This is a genomic window from Croceicoccus esteveae (genome assembly GCF_031846435.1).
Classification (GTDB): Bacteria; Pseudomonadota; Alphaproteobacteria; order Sphingomonadales; family Sphingomonadaceae; genus Croceicoccus; species Croceicoccus esteveae.
The window spans coordinates 1-11,819 of sequence record NZ_JAVRHS010000007.1 but is presented as its reverse complement, the minus strand read 5'-3'; the positions used below and the strand labels follow the sequence as shown (position 1 = coordinate 11,819).

The 11,819-nt window shown below is 59.1% G+C and carries 7 protein-coding genes; 4 read left to right on the top strand and 3 right to left on the bottom strand.

Features of this window, described 5'->3' with window-relative positions:
• Positions 1-28: 28 nt before the first annotated feature.
• Both RM533_RS09270 and RM533_RS09265 read right to left on the bottom strand, forming a co-directional pair.
• Positions 29-868 (bottom strand): DUF7146 domain-containing protein, encoded by an 840-nt coding sequence (locus RM533_RS09270; RefSeq protein ID WP_311340957.1) that lies wholly within the window; start codon positions 866-868, stop codon positions 29-31.
• 357 nt (positions 869-1,225) lie between these two features.
• Positions 1,226-2,524, bottom strand: coding sequence for a replication protein RepA (locus tag RM533_RS09265; protein ID WP_311340956.1), 1,299 nt, complete (start codon positions 2,522-2,524; stop codon positions 1,226-1,228).
• 522 nt (positions 2,525-3,046) lie between these two features.
• Between RM533_RS09265 and RM533_RS09260 the strand changes: the two genes are divergently transcribed.
• A complete protein-coding gene (locus tag RM533_RS09260; RefSeq protein WP_311340955.1) occupies positions 3,047-4,255 on the top strand; it encodes an AAA family ATPase in 1,209 nt (402 codons plus the stop codon).
• 180 nt (positions 4,256-4,435) lie between these two features.
• On the top strand, positions 4,436-5,419 hold the full coding sequence (locus RM533_RS09255; RefSeq protein ID WP_311340954.1) for a ParB/RepB/Spo0J family partition protein: 984 nt from the start codon (positions 4,436-4,438) through the stop codon (positions 5,417-5,419).
• Here the strand turns inward: RM533_RS09255 and RM533_RS09250 are convergent.
• Complete coding sequence (locus RM533_RS09250; RefSeq protein WP_311340953.1) at positions 5,416-6,363, bottom strand: hypothetical protein; 948 nt, start codon at positions 6,361-6,363, stop codon at positions 5,416-5,418. The two genes, RM533_RS09255 and RM533_RS09250, sit on opposite strands and share 4 nt — an antisense overlap.
• Before the next feature lie 187 nt (positions 6,364-6,550).
• On the opposite strand from RM533_RS09250, the gene RM533_RS09245 reads away from it, so the two are divergent.
• Together RM533_RS09245 and RM533_RS09240 are read left to right on the top strand one after the other, a co-directional pair.
• The gene (locus RM533_RS09245; RefSeq protein ID WP_311340952.1) at positions 6,551-7,708 is read left to right on the top strand and encodes a tyrosine-type recombinase/integrase; all 1,158 of its coding nucleotides are present in this window, start codon (positions 6,551-6,553) and stop codon (positions 7,706-7,708) included.
• 400 nt (positions 7,709-8,108) lie between these two features.
• Positions 8,109-11,774: an AAA family ATPase gene (locus RM533_RS09240; RefSeq protein ID WP_311340951.1), complete on the top strand. Its 3,666-nt coding sequence runs from the start codon at positions 8,109-8,111 to the stop codon at positions 11,772-11,774.
• Positions 11,775-11,819 lie beyond the last annotated feature (45 nt).

Genomic DNA, 11,819 nt, shown 5'->3' with positions numbered 1-11,819 from the left:
CCCTCCCCTTTCTGCTGCTCCGAAGGCGCTAGGTGCCAGTGCTCTCATTGACTTCCGCCCAGTCGGTCGCCGTCCGGGGCGGAGGGTCCCGAAGAACTCGCCGGGTTTCACTGGCGTGAGCTGAGACAGCTGCCAGCGCCCCAAGCCTCCCCACCCTGTTGTTATCTTCTGCGATCACGAGTGTCGTCACACTGTCCGGAATCCGGACCAGCGGTAAGCGCTCCGCCCCGAGAGTGCTCCAGCACGGCGGTCCTTTGAGCTTGGTGTAGGCTGCGGCGTCTTCCATACTTTCCGCAAGCGCGAGCGTTGTTCCGGAGAATGTCGGAGACCATGACGCCATCCCCGGCCGTCCGAGCATGTACTTTCCCTTGTGCGTGAGCCCTTCTGGCCCGAGCGCTATTCGCTGGATGGCCTTGAGGTTCAGCCCTTCCCTCACGGCGACCAGCAACGCGGGGCGGAATAGGGTGTCTGGTTTGCGGCCGAACGGACACCCGTGATGGTAGCGCAGATCCCTTGTTGTCGGTGAAAGCTTGCGCGAGCGAAGGTATGCCTCTGCCAGTGTTCCGCAGATCTCTGTCCCTTGATCCCAGATCCGTCTGGCGTTCTCCTTAGATGTGTTGGCCTGAAATTTGGGTACTGGCGAATTGAATACGCGCTGCGTTCGTGAGATTGCTTGCAATACGTCCTGATTCTTGCATCCGGCAAAGCAGTGCACCAATATCCCGCGCTGGCCTTGTCTGATTGAGAGAGACGGCCTGCTGTCAGCGTGGGCTGGACATCGGCACATGGCGTAGCTGCCATGCCACTTGCCGCGAAGTCCCGCTACGATGTCGATTGTTTCTTGAGTTGGGCTCAGAGCGGTCAGCATAGTTGCTCCTCCTTTACCCCGAACCCCTTCCTCCACTTTCAAGAATGAAATCGAGACGCGTGTTGAGGCTTCCGCCATGCTCACCGGTCTTTTTGGAGGGTTTGGCGACATCCAAATCACGCCAAAAGGTGTGTTTGTAAAAACTTTTCCCGATCCTAGGAATTGCCTCTGCTTAATGGTATCGGAGAACCCGTTTCGCGGGGGGCATGATAAGCTTCAGCGTGTTCGCAGAGTTTGCGGGAAATCGAGACGATGAAGCGCTTGTATTAGAGCATATGGCAACGTCGGAGGGCGCACCACCATAGGAGAATTTTGGTTGCTCTGCGTAATGCCCCGTACGAGCGACGCGCATTACTCCTATTGGTGCCCGGCTCTCCGCTTGGCATAAGAGATGACGAAGCCCTCCCAGATGCGAAGCCATTCTTTCTCGGTCCGAGGGCGTTCGAAATCCGGACAGCCACTGCGGAATTGGCTCGCCATCAGATCGACATCCCAGGGAGCACCGTTTTCCCGGCCGATCCGCAAAAAAGCTTCTTCGCGCTTTCCATACTGAAGCGACCCTGACGGAAACGCCAAAGTTTCGACTTCCGGCAACGTCTTCGCCCTGCCCTCGGCTTCCCTTGTCCTTTTGGACAGATCGCTCCGCTTGGTGCGCGGTTCGATTCCAACGAGCCGTAGATGGGCTCCAACGAGCTTCTTCTCGAGCGGCGCTGGTGAAGGGTAAAGGACGACCTTCCTCCCCGAAATATCAACATTGGCGTTTGGATAGACTGATGTAACAAGTTGCATTGTTTCACGGACGGTCTGGCGAAATCGTTTGCTGTCCGCGGCGTTGCCCAAATGCTTGGCCAACTGGTCCCACGAGAGTGTCTGGCCGCGTTCGGCGGTAACACGGGGGAGTCGGTAGGCAAGATAGGTGTAGAGATCGAGCGCGGTCGGCGCACCTTTCAGTTCTCGGATCGCCACTTCATTAAGTGGAACCGCATGTTCGAGGAGATGCTGATAGAAAACCTCTGACATTCGGATCTCGCGGGCGAAGGCACCTTCCTTGTCCAACGAGCCGGCATATTCGTTGGAAATTTTTACATCCCTGACGGCAAAAGCGTTCTGGTCCGTATCGGCGCCGTCCCATCTGATCTGCCATTCACAGGCAAGCAACCGATCGACCTGCTGCTTCATCAGATTGGCAGTACCTCGTGGCCCGTATGAAATCGTCTGATATCCGAGACGCCGCATCCAATCGGTGAAATTGCGGCCGAGGTAAACATCGCGCGATCGTTGCTGAACCGCTTGCGAGAGCATGTAGATAAGCGCCACGCGGGGATAGGATCCGAAAGGGACACCCAGACTCTTCATCACACGCTTGCCATCGATCTCCTGCAGCACCGGTCGGGGGTTGATCGCCAGCGCATAGCGACCGTCCTCGCGAATGATGGGCTCGAACTCGTCCTTGGGTCGCTTTGTTGGGAGCGACATGGCGCACAACGCCGAATGCAGAAACGCCGGAACCGGGTTTTCGTCCTGAACTCTCAGGAATGCGTCGAGCGTCAGCCGCGAGCCAGCATGCTCGGCAAGTGTCCGGACCTGTTCCTCGCCGCCAGCCAGCATTGCCAGGGCGTATTGGTGGCCAACCGGTTTCTTGTCATCCTGCGTCATAGTCCCCTCCCCCGATTCGGCGGGCCTCGGTCGCTGGATCAACAACAGGGTTGGAGGGCTAAATCAAGCCCTTTGGCGATTTACGGACGATTTGTGGCCAAAAACCTGCAAAACCACCGATGATGTCGGGTCCGTTGAGCCAAACATGCCAATATCAAATTTTTCAAACTCAAAATTTAATCGATTGCGAATCGGATTCGAAGGAGGAGATTCTCTATAAGTAGGTATGCGCTCTGAGATCATCGGTTCTTAGGCACCGAGATCATTGCATTTTTGCACTGAGTTCATCGGCCTGGCTCTGACATCATCGGTTTTCGTCCACAGCTCGGTTTTGCGAGTCCGATGGTTGGATCAAGCAGTTCAAAAGGGCTCGGAGATCATCGGCGGGCGCGTTTGCTCACCCGCGACTGCCCGCAAGTGGCTCGGAGATCATCGGTATGGCTGTAAGTTTTTTGGCCAAGTCGTTGCTGAAAGCCACAACTCCGGCTAAATTGATGTCCAGACTTCCAAGAAGGATAGTAGATGGCCACCAAGATTTCAGCCGATGGGCTTCCGGGCAGCTCAGCAACCGATGATCTCCGTTCCCTTCATAGCAAGTCACTGGCAATTCTCAAGCGACTCCAGACACACGCGCTCGATCCCGAAACCGGGGAGAAGGCGGGCCCGACCTTCCCTATCTCGAAGGCCGCAGAACTCGTCGATCGAACGGCATCGGCAATCCGGGAGGCCGAACGCGATGGCCGTTTGCCCGAGCGCAGTCGCACCCCTTCGGGTCACCGCTTGCCATACAATCTCACCGAGCTTGATAAGATGCGCAAGGTTTTCGGAACAAGGCCTTGGCGCGATCCGGAAGACACACCGGCGATTATCTCGGTGTCGAACTTCAAGGGCGGCGTTGGCAAGTCGACGATCGCCGTGCACCTTGCGCAGCATTTTGCGATTAAAGGGTACAGAACCTTGCTCGTCGACTGCGACAGCCAGGCCAGCTCGACCATGATGTTCGGATATCGTCCCGATATCGATCTGGGTGAGAACGATACGCTTTACGGGCATTTTCACGACCCCGAGCTGCTCGGGGTCCGCTCGATCATCCGGGACACGCACTTTCACGGCCTCAGCCTTATTCCTTCGAATCTCAAGCTCTATAATCTGGAGTATGAGATAGCTGCGCACCTGGCTCAGACGCGAAGCTTCGATGTGATTGATCTGATTTCGAATGCGATCGGCGAGGTCGTTCACGACTATGATGTCGTCATCATGGATCCGCCGCCGGCTCTCGGAATGGTGTCGATGGCGGTTCTCCAGGCTGCGAACGCAATGGTGATCCCGATGCCGCCGAGCGTAATCGACTTCTCTTCGACTGTATCCTTCGTCGATATGGCGAGAACCACTATGGAACAGCTCGAGCAGTTGGGGGGCAGGGCGCGACCGGCGTACAATTTCATCCGCGTGGTCGCGAGCCGCGTCGACGAGAACAAGTCGATGCATCGCGAGCTTCTGGCCATGATGCGTGATGTGTTCGGCGGGTCTTTGCTTACCTCGATAATGCCGACGAGCGCCGAAATCGACAATGCGAGTTCACGCCTCAAGACCGTTTTCGAGCTCGATCGGCCGGTAACGTCACGCGAGGTGCACATGCGGTGTGTGAAGTACCTCAGTGCGGTTTGTGAGGAGATCGAGCAGGAAGTTATCGGCAGCTGGGCGAGCCGGGCAGGGGAGGTGCTGGCATGATGTTGCCACGTGGCAACGATCTGGAAGGTCGTTCTGAGTCAATGAGATATAGCTCTCTGGCGAGTCCCGTGCCGGTGCCGGTGCATTGCCATGGTCAGCTGGTGTACGAGGCCATTCAGAGTGCCGTTGCCACGTGGCAACAAACCGCCGCCACGGCAACACACGAAAGGAGATTGAGTCTTGGCCAAGGGTAATAAGGGCTTCGGTTCGCTGCTTACCGAATCGATCGATGATGACATCGAGGAGGGGGAGGCGGCGCCGGCAAGGAGCATAATGGCAAGTCGCAGCGAGGCGCTCAATCGCCTGGCATCGGGTAAGGTTGTGACGGATCGCACCGAGTTCGTGGATCCAGCTCGCTGCCGGCCATGGCGTCTCCACAATCGCGATCTCGATCATCTATCGGAGGAGAGTTGCCGCGATCTCATCGACGCCTTCCTCTCGGCGAAAAAGCAGCGCATCCCGGCAATCGTCAGACGACTACGCGACGACCCAGAGCATGATTACGAGATCATTGCCGGCGTCAGGCGCTGGTGGACGGTGCAGTGGCTGCGCGAGCACAACCATCCAGAGTTCGATTATCTGGTGACCGTCCAGCAACTTACCGACGAGGAGGCATTCCGCGTATCCGATGTCGAGAATCGGTCGCGCAAGGACATCACCGACTGGGAGCGCGCTCATGAGTACGAAGCGGCCCTGGCCGAATTCTACGAGGGCTCGCTCACCCAGATGGCCGAGCACCTCAACATATCGAAGTCCTGGCTCAGCCGGATGCTCAACGTCGCGCGGCTCCCCGAGGAGCTCGTCGTAGCCTTTGCCGATCGTCACGACATCACCGTGCGTATCGCTCGTGACCTCAAGCCGCTCGCCAACGAAACGCGCTCGCTTTCGGCGATGCGCAAGGAGACGGAGGCGATCCTTGCTGAACGCAGCTCGGGGAGCGAACCGCTTTCCGGGCCTGAGACGGCTAAACGCCTGATCAGGGCGACCACCGCGCCTGGCAAGCCGAAGACGAAGGTCCAGACCGAAACCGTGCCGACCAAATCCGGCGTTCCGATGCTCTCGGTGACCAGGTCGCCTAATGGGGCGGGGCTCACCATCAAGATCCTCCCGAAATCAGGAGCTAACAAGACGACGATCCTGGCGGCGATCGAAAAGCTTCTCTAAGCTTCGGTGTGCTTACGCGAATGATCCGACAGCATCCGATCGATCTCTGCCATTTCTATGTCAAACTTGGCAAGAACAGTGTCGAGGGCCGGTGACGAGCGCGATGGGGAGGGCGGACGCCCGCGCGGGGGTGCAACAATCCCGAGGGCAATCCCGAGATCGGGAGTAACATAGAGACGCCAGCTCGTCCGTCCGCTTGTTTCCACCAGCAGACCCTTCTCGGCCGCTCTCGAAAGGAGCTTCCCGGCTCCCGAGAGCGTAATGTCAAATCGGTCGACAAGTGTTCGCGCGACTAGGAAGGGCGTCTCGAGTGCTAAGGTTCCTAACCGGGGCAGATGGCCAGGCCGATGCTCGGCACCGACAGCAGCGCCGTAGCGCATACGATAGTTCTCGAGGCGACCGAGACGCCGCAGCCCGTCGTCGCTTAGTTTTCGCAAGGATTTGAGCAAACGCTTAAGCTGGGCTTCCCGCGTGCCGTGAAGAAAGCGAAGGCCCGGGTCGCCGGTCACCAGGCAAGGGAGTGTGTTCCTGGTCAGTTTCATTAGCCGCAGCAACTTGGGAAACGCCAGCCAGGGAGCGTGCGTGTTGTCCTGCCGCGACCAGGAATCGAGAACGGCGAGCGCGCGGGCGAGGGGAGGGGCATCGCGCCAGCCATCGGGAATGTCGAAGGTAAAAGGTATGTCCTCGCGCCAATGACGGTCGTGACCGGCTACCAGATCTGCGGCCCAATCGGCGTAACCCCCGAACGGATCGCCTGCTGTGGCAACCGGAGGACGGCCAGGGATCAAAACGCCTGTGAAATGCGAAATTACATCGATTTCCTCGATTTCGTGTTGCTGCAGTCTCAAGGCTGTGGCGTAGCCGGTCCAGCTGGCTCGCAGCATCCACGCGGGGGCGACCGAACTGGCGGATATCCGGGCGTCAAGGCGAGCGATCGAAGCCATCGTCCGACCGAACTCGCTAACCAGATCGGGCGACCAGGGTAGCGCGCAAAGAGGAAGAACCGGGCGTGGCATATGACAATAGTAGCGTGAAAGACAGTGTTCAGTCCACTGAGCATGAGGCTTAGTGTTGATAATGCCTGCTTATCAACACTAGACAAAGCAACTTAATCCGCGCAAATCGCCATAGATGGCTTCCGAAATCGCTCCGAACGGCGTTCCAGCGCTAGTGTCGAACGGACTTGCCGATCACGAGAGCGAGCCCGTGATCGCGACGGTCGCCGCGCTAGGCGGTACTGGGGCAGCGGTCGATTCCGCCATGATCGATGCGGCCGCGCGTGCGTGGTCGGCCAACACCAAACGGGCGTTTCTTTCGGATCTTGGTCTTTGGAGCGATTGGTGTCGCGCGAACAGGGTGAGGGCCTCCGACGCGGACGCGCGACTGGTTGCGGATTGGGTGAGGGCGCTTGGCGGCCTGAAAACCGAGCGCCGGCTGCGCACTCCGATAAAGAAACGCGCGCCCGCGACGATTGCGCGCTATCTCGTCCATGTCGGGATGGCCTATAGGATGGCGGGGCTGGCCGATCCGACCGCGGCGCCGCTGGTCAAGCTCGAATTGAAGGCCATGCGCCGTGCGCGTGGAACCCGCCAGCGCCAAGCTAAGGGGATACGCTACAAGGGCGATATCGCCGACCTCGACGGACCACCCACGGGCGTGTGTCTCTCGCATCTTTTGAATGCCTGCCGGCGCGACTGGCTGGGCCTGCGCGATGCGGCGCTGCTGCGGGTCGCTTACGACACCGCCTGTCGGCGTTCCGAGCTGGTGGCGATCGAGATCGATCATATCGAGGCGGGCGAGGGCGGGGCGGGGGTGCTTTTCATCCCCTCGAGCAAGACCGACGCGGAAGGGGAGGGCGCCTATGCCTATCTGTCGCCTGTGACGATGCAGGCGATCCGCGCCTGGAAGAGAGCGGTCGATATCCGCTCGGGACCGCTGCTGAGGCGGGTCGAGGTGCATTTTGACGGGTCGGTCAGCCGGGTCGGCAATCGTCCGCTGCATCCCAACAGCATCACGCTGATCTATCGGAGGCTGGTGCGCGCGGCGCATGCGAAAGGACTGCTCGGCGAGATAAGCGAACAAAGTCTCGAGCGGTGGGTCGGGCAAGTGTCGAGCCATTCGATCAGAGTGGGAGTCGCGCAGGATAATTTTGCGGCCGGAGAGGGGCTCCCGGCGATCATGCAGGCCTATCGCTGGCGCGACCCGGCAACGGTCATGCGCTACGGGGCGAGGCTTGCCGCACAAAGCGGGGCCAGCGCGCGGCTTGCGAAGCGGTTCGCGTCGGGCTGATACGGCGCGACTGTTGATGTTCGCCCAAGAGATTATGACAGTCGCTTTTTTGGACTCCCACTCAACAGGAGCAATGTCGGCTTCGCGCCCTGATCCCGTCAATTGCAGCTCAACCGCCGATCGCCCAAAAGCAGACATTAACGTTAACCAGACGGGACGGCCGCGATATTGAACGCTGCCGCCGGTCCGCTTTTGAGCTTGAAAAGCCCTTAGCTACCCTTCGTTCAACAATCACGGCTCGGATTTCGGCAGCGCCTCCTCGACACCGCCATCGAATTACCCGATCACGCACAGCGCAAGTGATTCACCGGCCCCGAGCTTGGATTCTACCAAGTGCAGGACACAGGACTTACTTTAGAAAATCCGATTGATACAAGTGCAGTGAAGACGAGGGGGAATAATGTTTCATCTTACGATGCGGGTGGCTTGGCATGGCTCGAAGTGGAACGGCCGGGTATGTCCAGCTCCATCGTCGAATTCCTTTTGCGTCGCGCTTGATCGCATCCGCGAGGAAAAAGATGACGAGCGCTTGGACGAGCTCGCCGGTGTTTCTTGGGACGAACTTACTGCCGAGCAGCTCCCGCCCTGCAAGGCTGAGTCTGGCGCATTTATGAACGAGCGGCCTTGGGTCCGTCGGTTCGAGCATCCCTACTCAACGATCAAGAAAACCGCCGACACTCATGGCGTACTGAAGCCGACGGTGGTGAAAGTCCCAGAATACGCTGCGTTCGCGGTGCCGTTCGGATGGATGCTCAGAGGCGAGCAGCAAGGCATCGACGCAAAGCTGCCAAACCCGCTGCCACCAGACGAGAAATCACCGTTCGCAAGTCCTTGGGTCTTCGGTCGCGCCCGACAGACAGCGCTCGTCGATTTAGTCTTTGGGCGCCTGAAGCCGGAGCGATCGCTGGTGTTCTTCTATTGCAAGGAGGGGCAGCCGCTTGGAGACACTATTTCCAGGCTCATTATCGGTGTCGGACGGATCGAAACGATTGCTCCGACTAAGCAGTATGACGCCAATCCCGGCGAGGCGACTTACCCCATGTGGGACCGCCTGCTACGCCATTCGATCCGACCAGAAGGTTCGGAGGGCTTCCTATTGCCCTATCACGAATATCTCGAGCCCACAGGCGATGTCGAAGAGGATGAACGTCGCCGTCATCTACTGGATGAGATCGCAGTCTCCGCCGATCCAGCTCACACGAGGGTGTTTTCGTTCGCGGCCGAGCTGGCGCCGACAGACGTCGCCCTGTCAACACTCATCCGCTGCTTGGAAGCTGTCCGAAAAATCCGAGCGCACGGCATCGCCAAGGGTCCGTGGGAACGTCGCGAGGAGTGGCTCAACACCCAAATTGGGCTCGCGTGGACCGATCGCGGCGCGTTTCCTGGCCTCGGATCGGCGCTCGAAGCATTGGGGATACGCCTCGGTACGGCTTTAAGCCTTGAGTTGCTCGCAACTGGCGTCGTCGCCAGCGACGAAGATCCCTGGCCAACTGTCGATGCGCTTCTCCGTGGCAAGCGGAAGCCGCCGCAAGTAGCTTATGCCGCGGACCTGGAAGCGGTTCGGGCAACTTGGACTAATCTCGCAAGTGAGCGGCGAGCATTGCTTACGCTGCTGTCGCGAATGTCGCTAACACCGGGTCAGGCCACGCGTTGGTTCGATCCGGCCAAGCGGAAAACTGCGACAACAAGCCCGGTGACTGACGGTGAGATACTCGCCAATCCCTATCGAGTGGGAGAAGTCGATCTCGGTGACACCAGAGACCCGGCGATATCAATCGGCGTCATCGATCGAGGTATATTGCCAGACGCAACGATCGCCGCCAAGCACCCCCTGCCAGCTCCTTCGCGCATGCAGTCGAGCAACGACCCGCGTCGCTTTCGAGCCGCGATAGTCGCGGTGTTGAGACGCGCCGCAGATAATGGGGATGCCCTGCTGAGCGCGACTGAAGCGCTTGATAGGGTAGCTACAGTTGATCTTGCTCACCCGTGCATGATCGGTTCGGACTGGCCGGTCGCTAATGCCTCTAGCCTGACCGGTGTGATCGACATCGTAGATGTGATGACAGGGGAAGCGGACACGCCGCCGATCTCGGCGCTTCAGCTGTCGGATTTGAAGGCGCGCGAAGACCGGCTTCGTTCATTGATGACGAAGCGCGCGGGACGGGCGGCAAAAGTAATCCCCGCCGACTGGAAAGCGCTGCTCGTCAAAGCGATTGAGAACGCGGGCGGAACCTACGATCCGAAAAACCCGAGACACACACTCGCAATCGACGAACAGGCGGCTGCGCTTGGCCGCATCACGGGTCGACGCCTCACGGCGCTCGTGGGACGGGCCGGAACAGGCAAAACGTCGGTCATGGGTGCATTGCTGCTGAACGATGAGCTGGCACGCGGCGGGATACTACTGCTTGCTCCGACAGGTAAAGCGCGCGTCAGGCTGGGAAAAGCGGCGCGCGGCGAAGCGAAAACCGTTGCTCAGTTTCTCAACGACCTTGGACGCTATGACGGCTTGCGTCAGCGTCCTCGGTTCATTGGAGAGGAAAAGCATCGCAAGGAACGGACTGTCGTCATCGACGAGTGCTCCATGCTTACGATGGATGATCTAGTCGCGGTATTCGAGGCGCTCGATCTTGCTCACGTTCAGCGCGTCATCCTCGTAGGCGACCCCAATCAGTTGCCGCCGATCGGTGTCGGCCGGCCGTTTGCGGACCTAGCGTCCTTCCTTGAAACGACCACGGCGAAAGATGACACGGGTTCGGCCTTGGGCGACGCCTTGGCACGGTTGTCGGTCGAGGTACGCGCCGTGGCAGGCGCGGACGAGCCGTCAGATACGCTTCGACTTGCTTCCTGGTTCACGCGCGAACCGCAACCTGTCGATGCCGATCGCGTCCTCAGTGACCTTGAGCTTGACAGACCGTTCAATGACCTGGATGTGCTCTTCTGGCAGACGGCTGACGATTTGCGGACGCGTCTTGGCGAAGCATTTCAGAAGCATTTAGGGCTTGCGAATCCGTCGGATACGGCGGGCTTCAACGCTTCCTTAGGGATCGACGAGAAGGGCTGGGTTCCGTTCGACGATCCTGACGGTTCGGAGCGTTGGCAGATACTGTCGCCCGTACGCCTGCACCCCTACGGCGTGCACGATGTGAACCGCTGGACTCAGCGCCGGTTTCGCGCCCGTGAGCTGAAAGCGGCCGAAGACCCGTGGGTAGTGAGCCTCGGCGATGAGAGCATCGTCGCTCGCGACAAGGTTATCCAAGTCTCGAACCAATGGCGGAATGCCTACAACGGTTCGGCGTCGGACAAGCATTATGTAGCGAACGGAGAGGTCGGGCTCGTGGCTGGCGGAAAGCAGCCATGGTTGAATACACTCTTCGCCGGTCGGCCGAACCTGACCTTCGGTTATAGCGGTCGTGATTTTCCCGGTGGCTCGGGTCCACTGGAACTTGCCTACGCAATTACCGTACATAAGTCGCAAGGCAGCGAATTTCAGAAGGTCTTTGTAATACTCCCGAAGAACTGCCGCCCCCTGTCGCGCGAGCTCCTATACACGGCGCTCACGCGCTCTAGACGACAGCTCGTGTTGCTTGTGGAAGGCGATAACGCTTCAATGCTGTTCGACTACACGCGGCCTGAGAAGTCCGAAACAGCCCGCCGCAACACGAACCTGTTCCAGGGTGTGCTTCGTCGCGCCGAGTCTGAAGTGCCTTACGCCGAGAACCTGATCCATCGCACGGAGAAGGGCCACCTCGTCCGCAGCAAGTCCGAACTTGTGATCGCCAATATGCTCTTCCAGTCAGGTGTCGATTACGAATACGAGCGCGTGTTGGAAGGCGAGATCGAGCAAGGTCGCCTCAGGCCCGATTTCTCATTCGTCACAGCTGACGGCGATCTAGTCCTTTGGGAGCATCTCGGGATGATGCAGAGGGAGGACTACCGGAAAGGCTGGGAGTGGAAGCTCAAATGGTACGAGACCAATGGGTTTAAGATCGGGAGGAATCTTTTTACATCCGTAGATGACGATCGGGGCGGTCTCGACTCTGCTGAACTGCGGACGACAGTCTGAACCGCCCCGGGATTGCCGGAGGCCCTAACTCCTGAGAGGAAGGGT